Origin of the sequence: Pseudomonas fluorescens (assembly GCF_003732425.1) — a bacterium.
Lineage (GTDB): Bacteria > Pseudomonadota > Gammaproteobacteria > Pseudomonadales > Pseudomonadaceae > Aquipseudomonas > Aquipseudomonas fluorescens_BE.
The window spans coordinates 321,868-342,908 of record NZ_MOBX01000013.1 but is presented as its reverse complement, the minus strand read 5'-3'; the positions used below and the strand labels follow the sequence as shown (position 1 = coordinate 342,908).

Genomic DNA, 21,041 nt, shown 5'->3' with positions numbered 1-21,041 from the left:
CTCATACCGCCCACTTACCCAATTGGGCAACGCGGTCGCGGGTGTAAAGATCCGTCCATTTCAGCGAGTTGAAATCGGACACTTGCTTGGGGTTGTAAGGGCTGCGATCCATCCGTACCGATTGACCAGCCTTGTAAACGGCCTTCAGGCGCGAACGATCCTGAAGGAGGCGGATGTCATCCAGCGGCGAGCCGTCGAGCAAGAGAAAGTCTGCCCACTTGCAGCGTGCCGAGGGTTTCACCGCGCGGCATGCAGCGCGCGCCGACAGCGGTCGCGGCGTATAACGCTTCGGCCGGGGTGAATCCCAGGCGCGTGACCAACAGCTCCAGTTCGCGCGCATGCCATTCGCCATAGGGCGTCACCGCAAAACCGCTGTCACTGCCGCAGGCAAAAGGTACGCCGGCCGCCTTGGCGCGCTTGAGTACCGCCGAACCGACTTCCAGTGTGCGCGCACAATAACCGGCATAACCGGTGCTGATCGCCGGATCGTGTGGCTGACAGAAATCCACGGTGTTCTGCGGGAAAGTCATGGTCGGGGCAAGGATGCTGCCGGCCTCAAGCAACGCTTCGATGCACGCGTCGTCCATGTAAAAGGCATGGAAAACCAGATCAACGCCTGCACGCGCCGCGTACATCACGGCTTCGCGACCGTAGGCATGCGTGGCGACCTTGCAGCCCAGACGGTGCGCTTCCTCAACCATTTCGAAGGTTTCGTCGGCGGTAAAGGCCGCGATGATTTCGCCATTGGGACGACGGTGCGTGCCGTCCATGGCGATCTTGATCAGGTCGACGCCGTCCTTGGCCTGTTTGCGAATTTCGGCAAGCGCATCGCTGCGGCTGGTGACCAACTGCGCCGTGAAGTATTCAGGAGCGCCCACCCGGCTCGGGAACCAGTCGTTCAGACTCTGGCGATTGGTGATGACGCGGCTGCTGGCCGCGATCCTCGGACCTTCGAATAAACCGGCGGTGACGGCATTGCGCACGGCGATGCTGAGTTGGCCGCTGTCGCCGGGGCAGACCATGCTGGTGACGCCGGCAGCCAGCACGTGTTGCGCGAAGAACATCCCGCGCAATGCGCGAAATTCGTCGCTGGTCCATAGGTCTATGTCTTCTTCGCTCTGCGCGTTACCGAAGGCCAGATGGGTGTGCACATCCACCAACCCCGGCATCACGAAATTATCGCCAGCGTCTAACTGTGTATCACTCGGACGGGGAGCAGGTGCCAGCGCGGTCGGGCCCACGTAGGTGAGCAAGCCGTTTTCGGCGATCAGTGTTTGTTGTTGGCGGGTCCCAAGCCCAGTGCCGTCGAACAGGGTCTGGCATTTCAAATGCAGGGCAGTCATGGTGTCTTCGCTTTGTGATTATTCTGCAGATGAGGCTAAAGAGCAGGCGAGGGGGCCACCAGCAGTTTGCATCGATGGCTGCGCATTGATCGCGTCAATAGCTGCGCCGGGCTAAAGCCACCAACGAAAACGCCGGACAATCGTGAGATTGTCCGGCGTTTGTTTGTGCGTATTTTTCAGTGATCAGGCAGTGCGACCGCCCAGGGTTTCGGCAACCCAGTCGGCAATGTATTGCCCTGCATTGATGCTGTTGTCGAAGCTCGAATGCTGCACACCACCTTCACGTTCGGTGAAGATTTTCAGTTCACATTTTGGGCTGTTGACCAGTTGTTCATAGGTGCGATGCGCCCACTTCAACGGAATCTGTGAATCCTGCTCACCATGGGTCACGAGGAACGGCACCTTGATCCGGTCAAGCACACCATCGAGGTGGACGTTTTCGGCGATGGTCATGAACTCTTCGACGTCCTTGGCGCCCCACACCCAGCAGACATGCGCCCAATAGTGCGGCACCGGGAAGCTGCCTTCTTTTTCCAGTCGACGTTTTTGCACATCGCGCCAGTCGTGGTTCGCGCCCCAGACAACGCCGCAGGCGAAGCGTGGTTCGAATGCGACCGCGCGCGGGCAGTAATAACCGCCCAACGAGACACCTTCGAGCCCAATGCGGGTGGCATCGACGTCGCTTCGGGTTTCCAGCCAATCCACCACGCGACTGGCCCAGTGTTCACTGTCGAATCGCGCGGTCAGGCCGTGCAAGCGCAACGCTTCGCCGGTGCCGGGCTGGTCGATGATCAGCGAAGAGATGCCGCGTTTCGCCAGCCACGCTGGCAGGCCCACGCGGTATTTCATTTCTTTGGTCGAGTCCAGACCGTTGACCTGCACCAGTATCGGCGCCGGCCCTTCGACGCCTTCGGCGCGCACGAGCAAGCCGGAAAGATGTTTGCCCTCGTAAGGGATTTCCACCCGTTCACAGTTTTCACGCGACAGTTCGACGCCGCGCTTGAAGGTTTGCAGGAAGCGTTGATAGAGCTCGGTACGGCCCGGCGCACCGTGGGCTTGCAGGCGCTCGCAGGTCAGATAATAGGTGGCGGCGCGGTTGTATTTTTCACCAGCCGAGAGCATCCGGCCATTGCCTTCGTCTTCTTCGGCCAGACCGCAAAGCTTGTCTGCCATTTTCGCCCAGGTTTCGCGAAAGGCTCGAGTGCCGGCCGCGTCAGGCTGCTTGGCGGCCTCTTGCAGCGGGGCGCACATCACTTCGATTTCACCCATGCGGGCGCCCATTTCGATGGCCAGGTCGACAGAGAGATTCCAAACGTAGTTGGTCGGGAAATAGCGAAACATGATTATTGTTGTCCTTATGGTTGCCTTGGCATTCCCAAGGCACGTTAAGGATCACCCGGCTAATTGGCCAATCGTGACGGCAGATACGAGGTATCGCGAGATACGATGGGCACGTGTTGCAGATGCTGGATGGATTCGCTGATGCGTTCGCGCAGCCAGCGATGCATCGGGTCGCCGTCGACGCTGCGGTGCCACAACATGTACTCGCGCATGACCGGAATTTTCACCGGCGGCGGCAGGATGCGCAGCGGCAGATAGTGCGCGTAGAGGTTTGCCAGGCGCTGGTGCATCGTGGCGATGCGCTGCGTGCCGACAATCAGTTGCGGCAAGGTATTGAAGTCGCTGGTGATCACTTCAATGCGCCGATTGAAGCCGTATTGATTCATGAACCATTCTTCGATGCTCATGTGCCGGGTACGGCCGAAGCCTACCGAAACATGGCCCATCTCCATGTACTGCTCAAGGGTCAGGGTGTCGCCGACTTGCGTATTGCCTTGCCACACCACGCACACGTGTTCTTCTTCGAACAGCAGGCGCGAAGGGTGGCCTTCAATGATGTAGCGCTCGGGCACGATCATCAGGTCGACTTCACCGCGCACCAGTAATTCGCCGGAATTGTCGCTGGGGACAAGCATTTCGAACGTGATGTTGGGCGCTTGCTGATGAATGTTCTGGATCACCTGGGCGAACAGCACGCTGATCAGATAGTCCGAGGTCACCAAGCGAAAATGACGCTTGCTGGTGGCCGGGTCGAACACCGGTTTGGCGGTGATTGAGGACTGGATCGTCAGCAGGACTTCACGCACCGGTTTGACCAGTTCCGTGGCATAGGGCGTGGGCTGCATTTTGCGCCCCACCTGGACCAGCAGCTCATCCTCAAAGTAGGTACGCAAGCGAGCGAGCACGCCGCTGGTGGCGGATTGGGTCATGTGCAGGCGTTCAGCAGCGCGGGTGATGTTCTGCTCTTCGAGCAATACATCGAGCGCGACCAGCAGGTTCAGATCCAGATGGTTGAAACGCATGGGCAGGTCCGTTTTTGTATTTATTTTCGCAATACATTCGAACGAATCCATCGACACGTCAACCTTCGTCGCAGGTATCGCGTTTGCCGATAGGTCGCATCCCGACTCGCGATTAGTCAGCTGCCAGCCCTTGCGCCAATCTTCGCCGCAGTCGGCCCTGCTGCCGACACCACCACCGGTTTCCAGTCAGGCCCGGCGCGCTGCAAGGCGTCCATGGCGACAGTCTCCGGATCATAATTTCAATGGAGTGGTAAGCCATGAACATCATTGGCCTTGATGCCCTGATTTTTGGCGTCGATGACATTCAAGCCTGCACCGATTGCCTGCGCGACTACGGCCTTGCGCCGGTCGGCGTAGACAGCGAAGGAGGGCGTTTCGAAGCGCTAGACGGCACCGCCGTGATTATCCGTCGAGCCGACGATCCTGATTTGCCGGCGGCGATCGGTCCGGCGCCGTCCATTCGAGAGACGGTCTACGGGGTCGGAGCGATCAGCGATCTGGATGCTATCGAAGATGAGCTGGCCCGTGATCGTATTGTCCGTCGTGATCAACACGGGGTGCTGCACAGCGTTGACGACATGGGTTTCGCGATCGCTTTTCAGGTCAGCGTACGCAAGCCTTACAGCGCACCGAATGACCTGACCAACGCCGCCGGCCATGCGCCACAGCGGCCACTTAACCAGCCGGGCATTACCCTCGATATGGGCGCTGTTCCGCGCACTTTGTCGCACGTGGTGTATTTCGTACCCGATGCGGCAAAAGCTGAAGCCTTTTACGCCGAGCGTCTGGGCTTTCGCACCACCGACACCTTCATTGGCGCCGGGCCGTTCATGCGCCCGGCCGGCTCTGACGATCACCATTGCCTGTTCATGATCCAGACCCCGCCGCATATGAAAGGCTGCGAACACTTCACCTTCCACATGGGCAGTGGCACCGAAGTGCTGCTGGCCGGGACGCGTTTCGAGCAAAAAGGCTGGACCAGTTTCTGGGGGCCGGGCCGTCACGTGTTTGGCTCCAACTGGTTCTGGTATTTCAACAGTCCGTTGGGCTGCCACATCGAATACGACGCCGACATGGACAAGCACGATGACGCCTGGGAGGCCCGTCGCGCTCCGCTGTCGGCGGATAACTCGCAGTTGTTCCTGTTCAGCGCCAAAGAAAAATGGGCCCCGGGCGGACCGCCGCCGAAAGTCGGTTGAAGGCGGCGCTGATCATGAGCGGTATTGCGCAGCCACTGTGTCGGCTGGACGAACTGGAGGAGGGCCGGGCGCGCGGATTCGATCCGTTGGCGCAGGGTCGCGACAGTGTGTTTGCCCTGCGGCACCGTAATCAGGTGCGGGTCTATCGCAACCGTTGTCCGCATCTGGACGTGCGCCTGGAGTATCGCAAGGACCGTTTCTTGTCTGCCGATGGCCAGTTGATCGTCTGCTACGCCCACGGTGCGCAATTTCTGCCGGCGACGGGCGAGTGCATTTACGGCCCGTGCCTGGGCCAGACGCTGGAGGCGCTGCCGAGCTGCGAGAGGGATGGCTGGCTGCTGGTGCAAATGCCTGAAGGGTTGCCGCTGCCGGGATAAATCGAGGTATCGCGTACGGCGATACATCGCATCCCTACTCGCGATTAGTCAAATCCCTGCTTTGCCGGGAAGCTTCACCCAACGATGCCGTGCCCGACGCAGCATCGATCACAAGAATAAAAAGAGAGAACACCATGAGTGCAGTGAACAACGTTCTGATCGTGGGCGGTGGTATCGGCGGCTTGTGTGCAGCCATCGCCTTGCGGCGTAAAGGTATCGAGGTCGACCTGATCGAGCTCAAGTCCGAATGGACAGTCTACGGCGTCGGGATTATTCAACAGAGCAACGTCGTCCGTGAAATGGCCAAGCTTGGCGTACTCGACGGCTATCTCGATGCCGCTTATGCCTTCGAAGACGTGGCTATCTACGGCCCGGGCGGGCAGCAACTGGCGCGCATTCCGGGACAGCGACTCGCCGGCCCGCAGTACCCCGCCAATGTCGGCATTTCTCGCTTGGCGCTGCACAAAGTCCTCAGCGAAACCGCCCTGCAACTCGGCGCCAATGTGCGTTTGGGCTTGAGTGTGGAAACGCTGGACGACAACGGCACAGAGGTCGACGTGTTGTTTACCGACGGCAATCGCGGCCACTACGACCTGGTGGTCGGCGCCGATGGTCTGTTCTCGAAAGTGCGCAGCCTGGTCTTTGGTGATGCCTACACCCCGCGTTTCACTGGCCAATCGGTGTGGCGCTATAACTTTCCCCGCGCGCCACAAATCGATCATCTGGCCAACTATCAAAGCGCTGACGGCAACGCCGGGCTGGTGCCGCTGGCCGGCAACTTGATGTACCTGTTTCTGACCTCCCACGAACCGTCCAATCCGTGGATGGATCCTGCCGATCTGGCTGCGCAGATGCGCCAGCGCCTGCAAGGCTTTACCGGTCTGATCGGCGAACTGCGCGAGCACATCACTGATAACAGCCAAGTCGTCTACAAGCCGATGGAAGTGGTGTTTGTCGATGAACCGTGGCATCGCGGACGCGTCCTGCTGATTGGCGATGCGGCCCACGGCACCACGCCGCATCTGGGTCAAGGTGCAGGCATGGCCATCGAAGACGCGATTGTGCTCAGCGAAGAACTGACTCGCGAGCCGTCCACCTCCACCAGCGTCGAACAGCAGCTGCAGCGCTTCATGGCGCGGCGCTTCGAACGTTGCAAGTACATCAGCGAAAGCTCGGTGCTGGCCGGCGACAAGGAAATGCAACACGACCGGGCCTTCGATCGCATTGGCCTGGTCAAGCAAATGCTCGCGCGCACTGCCGAGCCAATCTAAGCCCCACCTGCGACTCATCCACAGCAGTTACCACTATAAAAACAAGAGGTTAACGCGATGGTTAGTTCTACGACTGCGGCGCTCGCGCGTCGCCCGGTCTGCTCCTCTGCACCCTTCGGTTTGAGCGTTGCTGCGCTGCTGGTGCTGTGCAGCCAGGCCGCTCACGCTTTCGACATCGAGACCGGCAACCCGGATTTCAAGTTGCGCTGGGACAATACGGTCAAGTACAGCGCTGCCTGGCGCACGCAGAATCCCAGCAGCAAGTTGACCGAGGGTCAGGTTGCACTCAATCAGGACGATGGCGATCGTGCGTTCAAGAAAGGCCTGATCTCCAATCGCACCGATATCCTCTCGGAGCTGGATATGTCCTTTCAGGATTTCGGCGCACGTTTGAGTGGCGCAGCGTGGTACGACAGCGAGTACCAGGGCAACAACGACAATAACGATCCGTCCCGCGCCAACGCGCGTTCCGTGGGCTACGACGAGTTCACCGATGACACCCGTCATTTGCACGGTGGTGACGGCGAAATCCTCGACGCGTTCGTCTACTGGAACGGTGAACTGGCCGACCGCGCAACGTCGGTGCGCGCCGGCCGTCACGGCCTGATCTGGGGTGAGAGCCTGTTCTTCGGCGCCAACGGCATTGCCGGTGGCATGGCCCCGGTTGACGTGGTCAAGGCCCAGTCGGTGCCTAATACGCAGTTCAAGGAAATCACCCGTCCGGTCAATCAATTGTCTGGCACGTTCCAACTGACTGACGACGTATCGCTCGGGGCGTACTACCAACTCGAGTGGGAAGAAACACGTCTGCCCGCCGCTGGCAGTTACTTCTCCACCAGCGACACCATTGGCGAAGGCAATGAGCGCTTGATCGTCGGTGCGCCGTTTCCGGCCTTCCTCGGCGGCAACCCGGCCAGTCCCACCGCGTTTTTCCACGGTAATGATAAGGAAGCGCGCAGTTCGGGGCAGGGCGGTCTGCAACTGAAATACAGCGCTGAGACCGTCGAGTACGGCCTCTACGCCATCCAGTATCACGACAAGACGCCGAAGCTGTATCTGAAACCGTCGACGGCCGCGCCGAACTTCAGCACCGGACAGATCGGCGAGTACTACTGGGTTTACCCCGAAGATATTCGAGCGCTGGGCGCGAGTTTTTCCACCACCGTGGACGAGTACAGCTTCGCCGGTGAAGCGTCGATGCGCTGGAACATGCCGCTGGTCTCAAACGGTCAGACCGTGCTGCCCGGCGTCATTGCCGACAACGATGATGACGCGCTCTACGCCGTCGGCCGCACCGCTCACGTCAACCTGAACGTGTTGGCGTCCTTTGGCCCGAACTTCATCGCCCGCGAGTCCGGACTGGTCGGCGAAGTGGCGTGGAACCGCTTGCTCAGCGTCACCAAAAATCGCGCCGCGCTGGACCCGAACGCCACCGATGACGGCCTCGGTTTCAAAGTCGTCTACACGCCGACCTACCGCCAGTTCTTCTCCGGCATCGATATCAGCATTCCGGTCGGCGTCAGTTACTTCCCGCTGGGCAAATCTGCGGTGGTCAGCTCGTTTGGCCCGGACAAGGGTGGCGACATCAACATCGGCATCACCGCCACTTACCTCGATCGCGTCACGGCCGGCCTGACCTACACGCATTACTACGGCGCCGAGGACACCAATCTCAACGACCTCAGCCAGTTCAATTACAAGCAATCGCTGAAGGATCGGGATTACCTCGCCTTCTCCGTCAAGACCACGTTTTAAGAGGACTTGCGCATGACTTCTCATCACCACAATCGTGTCCCGCGCCTTACGGCCCTGTGCTTTGCCTTGCTCGGAACGCTGACCGTCCTGAGCCAGGTTGCGACTGCGGCCACCGCAGAAGAGGCGGCCAAACTGTCGAGCAGTCTCACGCCAATGGGTGCCGAGCGCGCAGGCAATGCCGACGGCAGCATTCCAGCCTGGCAGGGCGGTTACACCAAAGTTGACCCGGCGTATAAACCGGGCGGTAAGCGCAGCGATCCGTTTGCGGCTGACAAACCGCTGTTCAGCATCACCTCGAAGAATCTGGCGCAATACGCCGGCAAGCTCAGCGATGGCACCAAGGAGATGTTCAAACGCTTTCCCGACACCTATCGCATTGATGTCTATCCGACCCGTCGCACGGCCGCCGCGCCGCAATGGGTGTATGACAACACCCTGAAAAATGCCACCCGCGCCAAACTGGTCGACAGCAGCGCTGGACCGGTGCCCGAAGGTGCGTTTGGCGGTATTCCATTCCCGATTCCGCATAACGGCGCGGAAGCCATGTGGAACCACATCCTGAATTGGCGCGGCACTTCACTGGCCATGCACTTTCGCCATTACCTGATGACTGCAGACGGCAAACAGGTGATGACCACCGACGGCCAGGCGATTCAGGACATGCCGTATTACTACCAGGACGGCACGCCGGAAAGTTTCGCCGGTGATTACTGGTTGTTCCGCCTGCTTAACGTCGGCCCGCCGTTGCGTGCGGGTGAGCAAATCATGGGGCGCACCAATATCAACGGCGACAAGTCCCAGGCTCACGTCTATCTGACCGGCCAGCGCCGCGTGCGCAAGTTGCCGAATGCCTGCTGCGACACACCGACGCCGGCAACCGCCGGGGTGATGTCGTTCGATGAGTTGAGCGTGTTCCAGGGGCGCATCGATCGCTTCGACTGGAAACTGGTCGGCAAGCAGGAAATGTATATCCCCTACAACACCAACAAAGTCCTGACGGCAGGCAAACCGGAAGACCTGTTTCTGGCCCATCACATGAATCCTGATTACGTGCGCTGGGAATTGCATCGCGTGTGGGTGGTGGACGCCGAACTCGCACCGGGCAAGCGTCACCAACTGCCGAAGGGCCGTTACTACCTCGACGAAGATACCTGGCAAGCGATGCTCGGCGATCGCTGGGACGCCAACGGCCAACTCGCCAAAACCTTGTGGTCGCTGCCAGCAGTGCTGCCGGATCTGCCAGCGCAAGCGCAGCTGTCTTCGGGTTTCTACGACCTGACCTCCGGCGCCTGGTTTATCCAGAACGTCTACACCGGTCTGCCTGAGCAATACGGCGTGGTCGATCGCTACAAGGCATCTGAATTCTCGCCGGCGGCGATGGCGGGTGCCGGGGTTCGTTGAATCGGGCCGGATCGCGACAGGTGTGGCGATCCGGTTTCACAGGTGGTTTCGAGGTCGGTATGAACAGAATCTGTCAGGTGCTCGGGCGGTTGTTGGCGCTGCTGGCGCTGCCTTGCGTATTACCCGTAAGCCAGGCTCAGGCTGCTGCCGTTGGGGATGTATTGCACACGCCGGCGATGCGCGCGCCGCAGGCCCGGCAAGCGGTCTTGCTTGATCTGGCTCGGGCTGGTGCGCGGTTGGTGGCGGTCGGCGAACGCGGCATCGTCTTGCTCTCCGATGACAACGGTATCAATTGGCGGCAGGCGCAGGTGCCGGTCTCCGTCAGCCTTACGGCGGTGCAGTTTGTCGATGCCAACACGGGCTGGGCGGTCGGCCATGCCGGTGCGGTGCTGGTCTCCCACGACGCTGGCGAAAACTGGGTTTTGCAGCTGGACGGCAACCGCGCTGCGCAACTGGAGTTGCACGCCGCACGCGAGCAACTGCCGACAGCCACTGACCCCGATGCAGCGGCGGCACGCGTGCAAACCGCCGAACGGATGGTCAGCGAAGGCGCGGACAAACCGTTTCTGAGCCTCAAGTTCACCGATGCGCGTCACGGCCTGATCGTCGGTGCCTACGGCCTCGCCTTTACCACCGAGGACGGCGGGGTGAGCTGGCAGTCGCTGATGGGCCATATCGACAATCCGATGGGGGCGCATCTGTATGCCATCGCGCAACAAGGCGAGCGTTGGTTCATCGCCGGCGAGCAAGGTTATGTGGCCCGTTCCGAGGACGGTGGACAATCCTTCGTCGCGCTCGACAGCCCGTACAGCGGCAGCTTCTTCGCCCTGCAAGTGCGCGATGACGGCACGCTGCTGGCGGCAGGACTGAAAGGCAACGCGTTCATTTCCACCGACGACGGCAACAGCTTCGTGCCCGCGCCCGTACCGATGCCCGTGTCCTTCAGTGAAGCGATTTGCACCGCTGACGGCCAGCTGTTGTTGGTCAATCAGGCGGGCGCAATGTTTCGCACCACGGGCGACGCACCCACCCTGCAGCCTTTCGGCAAACCGCTGGGCAAACCGATTTCCAGTGTCGTGCAGGCCGCCGATGGCAGCCTGGTGCTGGCCGGTTTCACCGGGGTGACGCGCCTGGCGTCGCCCACTGCTACAGCTTCGGAGTGAGGTTATGAAACCATTCGACAACGCCACGGCCAGCCTGGCGAGTTTCGACCCGCGCTCCGGCTCGGTCGTGGAACGCACTTTGTTCAATCACCGGTTGTGGGTGTTGCTGGTGTGCCTGGTGACCACGCTTTTCTTGGGCTATCAGGCCACGCGCGTCGAGCTGAACGCCAGTTTTGAAAAGATGATTCCCACGCAACAACCTTACATCGCCAATTATCTGCAACATCAACAGCAGCTCAGCGGTCTGGGCAACTCCTTGCGCATCGTCGTCGCCAATCGCCAGGGCGATATCTACGACGCTGATTATCTGAAAACCTTGCAGGCCTTGAGCGACAAGCTTTACCTGCTACCCGGCGTCGATCGTGCCTACATGAAGTCGCTGTGGACGCCCGCAACACGTTGGGTCGCTGTGACTGAAGACGGACTGGATGGCGGCCCGGTGATTCCGGATGACTACGCTGGCACACCGGCCAGTCTCGAGGCCTTGCGCCGCAACGTGCAGCGCTCCAACGAACTCGGCCAACTGGTAGCGTTCGATCAAACCTCGAGCATCATTTACGTGCCGTTGCTGGCAACGACTGCCGACGGCCAGGCGCTGAATTACTCGGTGCTGTCCGAGCAACTGGAGGCGTTGCGCAGCGAGTACCAGAACGACAGGATCGACATTCACATCACCGGGTTCGCGAAAAAGGTCGGCGACCTGATTGCCGGGCTCAAGCAGATCCTGTTGTTCTTCGCCGTCGCAATCCTGATCACCACCGCCGTGCTGTTCTGGTACACACGCTGCCTGCGCAGCACGGTGCTGGTGGTGTTCTGCTCGCTGGTGGCGGTGGTCTGGCAACTGGGCCTGTTGCCGTTGCTCGACTATCAACTGGATCCGTATTCGGTGCTGGTGCCGTTTCTGGTGTTCGCCATCGGCATGAGCCACGGCGCGCAGAAAATGAACGGCATCATGCAGGACATCGGTCGCGGCATGCACCGGGTGGTGGCCGCGCGCTTCACCTTTCGACGGTTGTTTCTGGCCGGGCTGACGGCATTGCTCTGCGATGCGGTGGGTTTCGCCGTGCTGATGCTGATCAAGATCCAGGTGATTCAGGATCTGGCCGTGATCGCCAGCATCGGCGTGGCGGTGCTGATTTTCACCAACCTGATTCTGCTGCCGGTGTTGCTGTCCTATGTCGGCGTAACGCCGCGCGCGGCGCAATTGAGCCTCAAGAGCGAGCAGAACGATCAGGCCGGCGCGCGGCGTCATGGCTTCTGGCGTTTTCTCGATCTGTTTACCCGACGCCGCTGGGCCAGCCTGTGCATTGCCATCAGCCTGGCGTTGGCGGCATTGGGTTTTGTGGTCAGCCTGCAATTGAAGATCGGTGATCTGGATGCCGGCGCACCGGAGCTGCGTGCCGACTCACGCTACAACCAGGACGATGCTTTTCTGACCCGGCATTACGGCGCCAGCAGTGATTTGTTCGCCGTGATGGTCAAGACCCCGGCCGGGCAGTGTGCGCGTTACGACATCCTCGCGAAGGTCGATGCACTGGACTGGCAACTGCGTGCTCTGCCAGGGGTGGATTCAACCAACTCGCTGGCCTTGCTCAACCGGCGCATGCTGGTTGGCCTGAGCGAAGGCAGCGCCAAGTGGTACGAGCTGCAGAACAATCAGGCGATGCTCAACATGATCACCGCCAGCGCACCGCGTGGTTTGTACAACGAAGATTGCAGTTTGTTGACGCTGTACGCCTACCTCACTGACCACAAGGCTGAAACGCTGACGCGTCTGGTCGAGCACGTTGAGCAATTCGCCGCTGCCAATAACGATAAGGATGTGCAGTTCCTGCTGGCAGCGGGCAATGCCGGCATCGAAGCGGCGACCAATATCGTGGTCAAGCAAGCCAATCGCGAGATGCTGTTCTGGGTCTACGGGGCGGTGATCGTCCTGTGCCTGATCACCTTCCGCTCGTGGCGCGCCACGCTGTGCGCGGTGATTCCGCTGATGGTCACCTCGATCCTCTGCGAAGCGTTGATGGTCTGGCTGAACATCGGCGTCAAGGTCGCGACGTTGCCGGTCATCGCGTTGGGGGTCGGCATTGGCGTCGACTATGCCTTGTACGTGATGAGCATTTTGCTCGGCCATCTGCGCCAGGGCGCGAGCCTGTCAGAAGCCTATTACCGTGCATTGGTGTCCACCGGCAAAGTGGTGATGCTCACTGGCATCACGCTCGCCATTGGCGTGGCCACGTGGATCTTCTCTCCGATCAAATTCCAGGCTGACATGGGCGTGCTACTGGCGTTCATGTTCGTCTGGAACATGGTGGGCGCGCTGCTGCTGTTGCCAGCGCTGGCGTATTTCCTGCTGCCTGCACGGCACACGAACACCGACGCAGAAACGCCGGAGGAGGCCATCAATCTGGCCCTGCCGCCGCGAGCCTTGGCGGTAGATGTTCATCAATCACGTCATCGGGAGACCTGTCATGGCCGTTGAGTCTTCATTTGAAAACAGCGGCCGCCATGCCGGTTTGACGCAATCGTTGCTGTTGCTGCTCGGCAGCTGTTTGCCAGTGCTCGGCGCGGTATTGCTCGCACCGGTGTTACCGCGCATGCAGGCACATTTTGCCGATGTCGCGGGCAGCACGGTGCTGGTGCCGATCGTGCTGACCTTGCCAGCGTTGGTGATTGCATTACTGGCGCCGTTCGCCGGGGTCATTGCCGATCGGCTCGGACGCAAACCCTTGTTGTTGGCGTGCATGGCCCTGTACACGCTCTGCGGTGTGTTGCCGCTGTGGCTGGATTCGCTGCCGGCGATTGTCGCCAGTCGGGCCGGGATCGGTCTGGCGGAGGCGGGGATCATGACCTGCTGCACGACGCTGATGGGCGACTACTACAGCGGCGCCCGACGCGAGCGCTTGTTCGCCTTGCAAATGGTCGCGACCTCACTGTCCGCTGCGGTGTTTATCGCGCTGGGTGGTTTTCTCGGACAGGACGACTGGCGCACACCGTTTGCGTTGTACGCGGTCGGGCTGATTTTCCTGCCGCTGATGGCGTGGAAACTCTGGGAACCGCAACCCCGCGTGCAACCGGCAGCAACGGTACCGGTGTCAGCTCTGCGTGCTTTTCCGTGGCGCGCACTGACGCCCCTGTATGCGTTGTCGCTGCTCGCGGGCCTGAGCCTGTTCATCGTGCCGGTGCAGGCCGGCTACTTGCTCAACTTGTTGCACGTGGATGCGCCACAGCAGATCGGCATGACCATGGGCGCCAATCAACTCGGTGTGCTCGTCGGGGCCTTGAGTTTTCGTTTGTTGAGCGGTCTGCGCAGCCAGCATGTGTTGCTGATTGCCTATGGCCTGGCCGGTATCGGCGGCCTGTTGATGGCGGCCGCCGGCAGCCACGCGCAAGTGGTGGTCGCGGTCTTGGTCAACGGTCTGGGCATCGGCCTGATGTTGCCGACGTTGATCACCTGGATCATGGCGCAAGTCGGTTTTGCTCAACGTGGGCGAGCGGCGGGGTGCTTCACCGCCGCGATTTTCGCTGGCGAGTTCATCAGCCCGCTGGTGGTACTCGCCGTCACTTCCGGGGCTCCCACGGCATTGCCGCAAGCGTTGGCCATGATCGGTTGGCTGCAACTGGTCGTGGCGCTGTTTTGTCTGTCCGTGCCGAGGCTCGGTGGACTGTTAACCCGCACGAATGTCGGCGGTCACGACTCCATCGGCAACGGCCATTGAACGAGGATTTTCCATGCAAGCGCTTCCCCCCTTCAAACGCGTGGTCACCGGGCATGATGCCCAGGGCCGCGCCGTAGTCGCTAGTCTCGGAGCAACCGCTAACGTCTTCGCACTGCAAGCGGTGCCAGGCACGGTGTTTCATGAAATATGGAACAGCAGCGGCAGTCCGGCACTGCTCGACAATGCCGACGATCCGACCAGCAAACCCTTACAACTGAGCCCCGGCCCGCAGGGCAGTGTGATTCGCGTCGTCGACATTCCGCCAGACAGTGTGCAGAACCATGTCAGTGATGCCGATGCAGCGGCTGCGTTCGCCGAGATTGGCCAGGCGCATGCCGGCACCGGCCACGCCAGCGCGCGGCACAAACTGATGCACCGCACCGAAACCCTCGATTACGGCATCGTCACCGAAGGCGAAGTCTGGCTGGTGCTCGACGAGACAGAAGTCCACCTCAAGCGCGGCGATGTGGTGGTTCAACGCGGCACGAATCACGCGTGGAGCAACCGCACCGAGGCCATGGCGCGCATGGTTTTTATCCTGCTCGACGGGCGTTTTGCCGCTGAACTGCAAGACCGCCCGGGAGAAAAATCATGAAGCTCGCAACCCTGAAAAACGGCAGCCGTGACGGTCAATTGGTGGTGGTTTCGCGCGACATGGCCCGGGCGCTGGACGCCCGTTCGGTAGCGCCGACCTTGCAGCACGCCATCGAGAACTGGCGCGAAGCCGAGCCGCGTTTGCAGGTCCTGGCGCGTGAACTTGAAAATGACGATTGCCGCCAGGCCGTTGCCTTCGACCCCGCGCAGGCGATGGCGCCGTTGCCGCGTGCTTATCAATGGTGCGATGGATCGGCGTTTCTCAGCCACGGCGCACTGATGCAGAAGGCGTTCCACCTCGACCCGATCGAAGGCGCTGACCGTACGCCGTTAATGTACCAGGGCGCCGGTGATGACTTTATCGGCGCACACGATGACATCGAACTGCCGAGCGAAAGCCAGGGCATCGATTTCGAAGGCGAATTTGTCGTGTTGGTCGATGATGTGCCGATGGGCTGTTCGGCCGACAGCGCGTTGCAGCACATCAAACTGATCCTGCAGATCAACGATGTCAGCCTGCGTGCACTCGCTCCGCGCGAAATGCGCACCGGGTTCGGTTTCTTGCAAGCCAAACCATCCTCCAGTTTTGCCCCGCTGGCGATTACTCCGGATGAACTCGGCGAAGCCTGGCGAGACGGTCGCGTCAATTTGCCCCTGCAAGTGCAGTGGAACGGCGAGTGGTTTGGCCAGCCGCACGGCGCGCAGATGAACTTTCATTTTGGCCAACTGATCGCCCACGCGGCCCTGACCCGTCGCTTGCGCGCCGGCACGCTGATCGGTTCCGGCACGGTGTCGAATGCCGAGCGCAATGTCGGCTCGGCGTGCATCGCCGAACGTCGGGCCATTGAGATGATCGAGCAGGGCGCGCCGGTGACAGGCTTCATGCGTTTCGGTGATCGCGTGCGCATGGACGTCACCGGCAGCGATGGTCAATCACTGTTCGGTGCGATTGATCAACGCGTCGTCAAAGCCAACGGCTAAGGAACGCCCATGCGTGTACTGATTACCGGAGCCAATGGCTTTGTCGGTCGCGAACTGCTGCGTTGTCTGCTCGCGCGCGGCAGTTTGCGCGGGCAAGTCATTCGTTCGCTGCTGGTGCTGGACACCGATATCCAAGGCCTGCCGGACGATCCGCGCCTGCGTCGGCACAGCGGCAGCGTGACGGATGCGGCGTTGATGCGCCGGGTCTTGGCCGATGGCATCGATGTGGTGTTTCACTTGGTCAGCATTCCCGGCGGAGCGGCGGAGGCGCATTACGAATTGGGTTATCAGGTCAACCTGCTGGCCAGCCTCGAACTGCTTGATCAACTGCGCAACAAGGCGCGACCTCCGGTGTTGGTGTATGCCAGCAGCGTTGCGGTGTATGGCGCTGATCTGCCGGCAAAGATGAACGAGCAGGCTGAACTGCACCCGCAATTGTCGTACGGCGCACACAAGGTGATGGTCGAGCGCGCGCTGATCGATCTGGGTCGGCGCGGTGAAGTCGACAGCCGTGCGGTGCGCCTGCCGGGCATTGTCGCGCGCCCGCGCGAACCCAACGGCTTGCGCTCGGCCTTCATGAGCGACGTGATGCGTGCCTTTGCCGAGGGCGCTGAGTATTGCTGCCCGGTATCGCCGCAGGCGACGGCGTGGTGGATGTCGGCGCGCTGTTGCGTGAACAACCTGATCCACGCCGCCGAACTGGATGACGCCACCGCGCAACAGCGGGTCTGGCAACTGCCGGTGCTGCATTTGTCCATCGCCCAGGTCATTGATGCACTGGCGGCGAATTACGGCCAGCAACGCCGTGCGCTCATCAGTTTTGCCGCTGACCTTGACCTCGAAAACCTGTTCGGGCGCATGCCGCCCTTGAAAACCCCGCAGGCCCGCGCTGCCGGCTTCAGCCATGACGGTAACGTCGCCACGCTTATTCGCAACGCTCTCAACCCAGCCCCTTATCGGCCTCTGCCGTTGAACGGAGATACGCCTCATGTCACAGCCAATCCAGCGTAAACGTCGTCTGGTCGACCTTTCGGTGACCCTCGATAACAACCCCTACACAGACCCGCCACCGCTGTTGCCGAAAATCGATTACATGGATCACCAACAAGGCTGGCCGGAGATGGCGGCGATGTTCCCGGGGTTGCAGCTTGAGCAGATGCCCGGCAATGAATCGTGGGCTGCCGAGCGCCTGCAGATCACCACCCACAGCGGCACCCACATGGATGCGCCTTGGCATTACGCCTCGACCACCGATGGCGGCGAGCCGGCGTTTGGCATTGATGAGTTGCCGCTGGACTGGTGTTTGCAGCCAGGGGTCAAACTGGATCTTCGCCATTTGCCTGACGGTCACGTGGTCACGGCAGAAGAGGTTGAAGCGGAACTGGCGCGTATCGAGCACGTGCTGCAACCGCTGGATATCGTGCTGGTTAATACGCGCGCTGGGGCGCTGTTCGGGCAGCCCGGGTATCTCGACGCCGGCATTGGCATGGGACGCGAAGCGACGATGTATCTGCTGGAACGTGGCGTGCGCGTGGTCGGCACTGATGCCTGGAGCTGGGACGCGCCGTTCAAATACACCCGTGAACGTTTTGCCGCCAGCGGCGATGCCTCGATCATCTGGGAAGGGCACAAGGCCGGGCGCGATATCGGCTACGGGCAAATGGAAAAACTGGCCAACCTCGAGTCCTTGCCAGCGAGCGGCTTCACGGTGTCGTGCTTTCCCTACAAGATCCGGCATGCGTCCGCAGGTTTTGTGCGCGCGGTGGCTATTTTTGAGGAGTGATCGGGCTGTTTGAGGCATTCCTTTAACTCAAGTACGCCGAGCGGGTCGGCGTAGCTTTTCCGCCGTGCTAGCACGGCAAAGGCTTTGAACACAGTGGACGGCGTTTCCCGCCGCCACTGTTTTGAGGCCATCAACTCGTCGGATTGCGCAGTCGCTCGATGATTCTGCGAGCACGATTGGCTCCGACGTCGACGTGAATATCAATCATGGGACGCGCACCGAACCGGCACATGTTCTGGTACTGCGCTTCGATCACTACTTTGTCTTCGTCGAACGTCAATCGCGTCTGATGCAGAACTTTGGCTGTGACGGCCTCGGGATCATGTTCAGGGTTGGTGGCCATGGTCCAGAAATAGTGGCTTGAGGTGTCAGTTTCCGGTGTCACGCCGTGAAAACCACGCATGTGGAAACCGCCTCGATCCGGGTTGTTCAGATCGTCCGTACCCGCATCGATTGCGCCAGTCCAGATGCGCAGGTGATTGATATGAAATTCGATTTCCTGCCATCGGTCGATGTTGCCTTTGAATGGGTAGGCCGCGGTGTAGGTCGGCGGCGGAACGGAATCGGGCATGTGGCGAACCACGCGAACCATTGAGTCATCACCATCGACGTTCATCTGCGCGTTCATATGAATGCTGGCGTTGCCGCCAATGGTGTGCAAATGGACATAGCCCAGGTGGCTGAGGTCCATGAGGTTGTCGTGGATGAGTTGATAAGGCGCGTCGTAGTGGTAAACATCACCGTCGAACAGGTATTTACCGCTGCTGTGCACGTCGTAGACCGGTGGCGCGAATGTCGGCTGCGGATGCTCAGCGCTGCCGAACCAGATCCAGATGATCTGATCCTGCTCCCGGACAGGGTAGGCGGGCACTTTGGCTTTGCTCGGGATCTTGTCCTGTCCCGGAATTTCGATGCATTTACCGCCTTCATTAAACAGCAGGCCGTGGTAACCGCAGCGCAAACCGCGCTCCTCCACCGTGCCACCGGACAGCGGCAGCGCCCGATGGCAGCAGCGGTCTTCCAGCGCGGCGACCTGGTTATCCGCCGTGCGAAATAGCACCACCGGTTTGTTCAGTAACGTGCGGCCAAGAGGCTGGTCTTTCAGTTCCCGGCTCAAGGCCGCGACGTACCATTGATCGAGCGGGAAACTCGGCGCGGTGGCCGGGGCAATTTCATGGGCGAGGGGTTGGGCTGCGGTAGTCATGGTGTTCTCCGGCGAGCGGTCGATGCTCGGTTCAGGTCAAAGATCCAATACCAGGCGGGGCGATTTGGCACGTGAGCAGCACGGGGTGAAACGGTTATTGGCTGCGTGTTCTGCGGCCGTCATGAACTGGTCACGATGATCGCCAATGCCTTCGAGCAAGCCCGTGACACAGGTGCCGCAGACGCCTTGCTCGCACGATGACTCGATGGCAATCCCGGCCTCATCGAGCACTTCGAAAACGGTGCGATCGGCGGGGATGTAAAAAATCTGCCCGTTGCTGGCCAACTGAACTTCGAAGGGCATATCAGCGCTTTGATCGACAGGTGCAGCGGCGAAGAACTCTCTGTGCACGCGATCTTCGGGCCAGCCGGCTGCCTTCGCGGTGTCGAGGATGAAATTCATGAAGCCGGCCGGGCCACATACATAGAGGTGGCTTGTGGTGTCTGGCGTGGCGAGGAGGGCGGTCGCATCGAGTTTCTGTTCGGGCGATCCGCTGTCGTCATGCAAATGCACGTGGCTGGCGAAGGGCGCTTGGGCGAGCCATTGGATAAATGCGGCGCGCTCACTGGATCGGAAGCTGTAATGCAGCTCGAAATCTGCGCCTTGATGATGAAGTTCATGGGCCATTGCCAGCATCGGCGTGATGCCTATTCCGCCGCCAAACAGCAGATGACGCTTGGCTGAGTCCGCGAGTGGAAAGAGGTTGCGTGGTTCGCTGATGCTGAGAATCTTTCCCTGACTGATGGTGTCGTGCATCGCAGCAGAACCACCGCGGGAGAGGGGATCCTTCAGCACACTGATCACGTAGCGATGACGCTCTCTGGAGTCATTGCACAGTGAGTATTGCCGGATGAGACCTGCGGCAATGTGGATGTCGATGTGTGCCCCGGCGCTGAACGGCGGTAACGGCCGACCGTCTTCTGCGCACAGCTCGAAACTGCAAATACCCTCGGCCTCGACGACCTTGCGGATGACGTTGACTTGAAGCATGACTTCTCCCTCCACATTGAAGTGGCTGCTGAAAAAAGTACGGCAAAAAGGGGGGCAAACGGGTGACGAATCAGCCGGGCAAGAAGAAGCAGAAAAGGTGGGAAATCATGGGCGCCAAGGAAGGGCACGGTTGGGGAGCGTTCATAAGCAAGACCTGTTAATTATTTTTTTGAGGTTGTGCTACGGCGTATCATGCGGCGCATTGCCCGCAATACTGGGCTGAGTGAATCCTCAGATAAATTGGTTGCGGTGTCAACCAATTTGCAAGATCTTCGATCTATGGTGTTTTTTCGATGGCTACTGATACACAACTGAACCTGTCGCGTTATGTACCTGGCCTGGTGACGTTCCTGGCGAACAAACTCGCCACCGGGGCTTCCCAGTGCTATCGCAAACACTTCGGAATCGGCGTGGTTGAATGGCGGATGCTTTCAATGTTGGCCGTTGAATCCGACATCACCGCCAATCGAATCTGCCAGGCGATCGGTCTCGACAAGAGCGCTGTCAGTCGTTCATTGCAGACGCTGGAAGCAGCGGGGCGGATCACCAGTCAGCTGGATCCCAAGGATGCGCGGCGTTACACCGTGCGATTGACGGCCAGCGGTAAAGAACTGCATGACCGCGTACTCAAAGTTGCACTTGAGCGAGAGTCGCGTCTGCTCAGCGGATTGACCCCGGCTGAGGTCGACACGTTGGTAGACCTGCTTGGGCGCCTGCACTTGCAAGTGCCCAATGTGAACAGCTACGACCCGAGTGAGGAGTGAACGACAGATTTGCAAGCACGTGCGGCGGGTACGCCAATGGCGTCAGTCAAGGATGCTGTCGCTGGATTGTGCTTCACGAAAATTTACAACTCAACTAAATGGTCGTTTAGTCGAGTTAACGCAAAATTAGCAGCATA

General features: G+C 60.2%; 17 protein-coding genes and 1 pseudogene. 13 read left to right on the top strand and 5 right to left on the bottom strand.

Going from position 1 to position 21,041, the window contains the following annotated elements; translation table 11 throughout:
- Position 1: 1 nt before the first annotated feature.
- The 3 genes and pseudogenes from BK670_RS11935 to BK670_RS11925 all read right to left on the bottom strand — a co-directional run bounded on the left by BK670_RS11935 (position 2) and on the right by BK670_RS11925 (position 3,706).
- Positions 2–1,343 (bottom strand): annotated as a pseudogene (locus BK670_RS11935) (metal-dependent hydrolase family protein).
- A gap of 183 nt (positions 1,344–1,526) precedes the next feature.
- Positions 1,527–2,684: an alpha/beta hydrolase family protein gene (locus BK670_RS11930; RefSeq protein WP_123449927.1), complete on the bottom strand. Its 1,158-nt coding sequence runs from the start codon at positions 2,682–2,684 to the stop codon at positions 1,527–1,529.
- A gap of 59 nt (positions 2,685–2,743) precedes the next feature.
- The gene (locus tag BK670_RS11925; protein WP_123449926.1) at positions 2,744–3,706 is read right to left on the bottom strand and encodes a LysR family transcriptional regulator; all 963 of its coding nucleotides are present in this window, start codon (positions 3,704–3,706) and stop codon (positions 2,744–2,746) included.
- A gap of 257 nt (positions 3,707–3,963) precedes the next feature.
- On the opposite strand from BK670_RS11925, the gene BK670_RS11920 reads away from it, so the two are divergent.
- From BK670_RS11920 to BK670_RS11865, 12 genes are all read left to right on the top strand, one after another.
- Positions 3,964–4,905, top strand: coding sequence for a VOC family protein (locus BK670_RS11920; RefSeq protein ID WP_123449925.1), 942 nt, complete (start codon positions 3,964–3,966; stop codon positions 4,903–4,905).
- Positions 4,906–4,919: 14 nt separating this feature from the next.
- Positions 4,920–5,282: a Rieske (2Fe-2S) protein gene (locus BK670_RS11915; RefSeq protein ID WP_123451357.1), complete on the top strand. Its 363-nt coding sequence runs from the start codon at positions 4,920–4,922 to the stop codon at positions 5,280–5,282.
- Between the two features lie 134 nt (positions 5,283–5,416).
- Positions 5,417–6,553, top strand: coding sequence for an FAD-dependent oxidoreductase (locus BK670_RS11910; protein WP_123449924.1), 1,137 nt, complete (start codon positions 5,417–5,419; stop codon positions 6,551–6,553).
- Between the two features lie 57 nt (positions 6,554–6,610).
- Positions 6,611–8,308 carry a DUF1302 domain-containing protein gene (locus tag BK670_RS11905; protein ID WP_123449923.1) on the top strand — a complete coding sequence of 566 codons (1,698 nt, stop codon included), beginning with the start codon at positions 6,611–6,613 and terminating at the stop codon, positions 8,306–8,308.
- A gap of 12 nt (positions 8,309–8,320) precedes the next feature.
- Positions 8,321–9,709: a DUF1329 domain-containing protein gene (locus BK670_RS11900; protein ID WP_123449922.1), complete on the top strand. Its 1,389-nt coding sequence runs from the start codon at positions 8,321–8,323 to the stop codon at positions 9,707–9,709.
- A 59-nt stretch (positions 9,710–9,768) separates the two neighbouring features.
- Entirely contained in the window at positions 9,769–10,872 is a 1,104-nt protein-coding gene (locus tag BK670_RS11895) for a WD40/YVTN/BNR-like repeat-containing protein (protein ID WP_123449921.1), read from the top strand.
- A 4-nt stretch (positions 10,873–10,876) separates the two neighbouring features.
- Positions 10,877–13,351 (top strand): efflux RND transporter permease subunit, encoded by a 2,475-nt coding sequence (locus BK670_RS11890; RefSeq protein WP_123449920.1) that lies wholly within the window; start codon positions 10,877–10,879, stop codon positions 13,349–13,351.
- Entirely contained in the window at positions 13,341–14,588 is a 1,248-nt protein-coding gene (locus BK670_RS11885; RefSeq protein WP_123449919.1) for an MFS transporter, read from the top strand. Before BK670_RS11890 ends, BK670_RS11885 begins: the two co-directional genes overlap by 11 nt.
- A 13-nt stretch (positions 14,589–14,601) precedes the next feature.
- Positions 14,602–15,183, top strand: a complete 582-nt coding sequence (locus BK670_RS11880; RefSeq protein ID WP_123449918.1) for a cupin domain-containing protein — start codon at positions 14,602–14,604, stop codon at positions 15,181–15,183.
- Entirely contained in the window at positions 15,180–16,163 is a 984-nt protein-coding gene (locus BK670_RS11875; RefSeq protein ID WP_123449917.1) for a fumarylacetoacetate hydrolase family protein, read from the top strand. The genes BK670_RS11880 and BK670_RS11875 overlap by 4 nt, the downstream gene beginning before the upstream one ends.
- 9 nt (positions 16,164–16,172) lie before the next feature.
- On the top strand, positions 16,173–17,174 hold the full coding sequence (locus BK670_RS11870; protein ID WP_123449916.1) for an NAD-dependent epimerase/dehydratase family protein: 1,002 nt from the start codon (positions 16,173–16,175) through the stop codon (positions 17,172–17,174).
- The gene (locus tag BK670_RS11865) at positions 17,152–17,946 is read left to right on the top strand and encodes a cyclase family protein (protein WP_123449915.1); all 795 of its coding nucleotides are present in this window, start codon (positions 17,152–17,154) and stop codon (positions 17,944–17,946) included. Before BK670_RS11870 ends, BK670_RS11865 begins: the two co-directional genes overlap by 23 nt.
- Before the next feature lie 130 nt (positions 17,947–18,076).
- Here the strand turns inward: BK670_RS11865 and BK670_RS11860 are convergent, their stop codons facing one another.
- Together BK670_RS11860 and BK670_RS11855 are read right to left on the bottom strand one after the other, a co-directional pair.
- Positions 18,077–19,150 (bottom strand): aromatic ring-hydroxylating oxygenase subunit alpha, encoded by a 1,074-nt coding sequence (locus BK670_RS11860; RefSeq protein WP_123449914.1) that lies wholly within the window; start codon positions 19,148–19,150, stop codon positions 18,077–18,079.
- A 36-nt stretch (positions 19,151–19,186) separates the two neighbouring features.
- Entirely contained in the window at positions 19,187–20,140 is a 954-nt protein-coding gene (locus BK670_RS11855) for a PDR/VanB family oxidoreductase (protein WP_123449913.1), read from the bottom strand.
- Positions 20,141–20,433: 293 nt separating this feature from the next.
- Here BK670_RS11855 and BK670_RS11850 point away from each other — a divergent pair, with 293 nt between their 5' ends.
- Positions 20,434–20,904: a MarR family winged helix-turn-helix transcriptional regulator gene (locus tag BK670_RS11850; RefSeq protein WP_064596594.1), complete on the top strand. Its 471-nt coding sequence runs from the start codon at positions 20,434–20,436 to the stop codon at positions 20,902–20,904.
- Positions 20,905–21,041 lie beyond the last annotated feature (137 nt).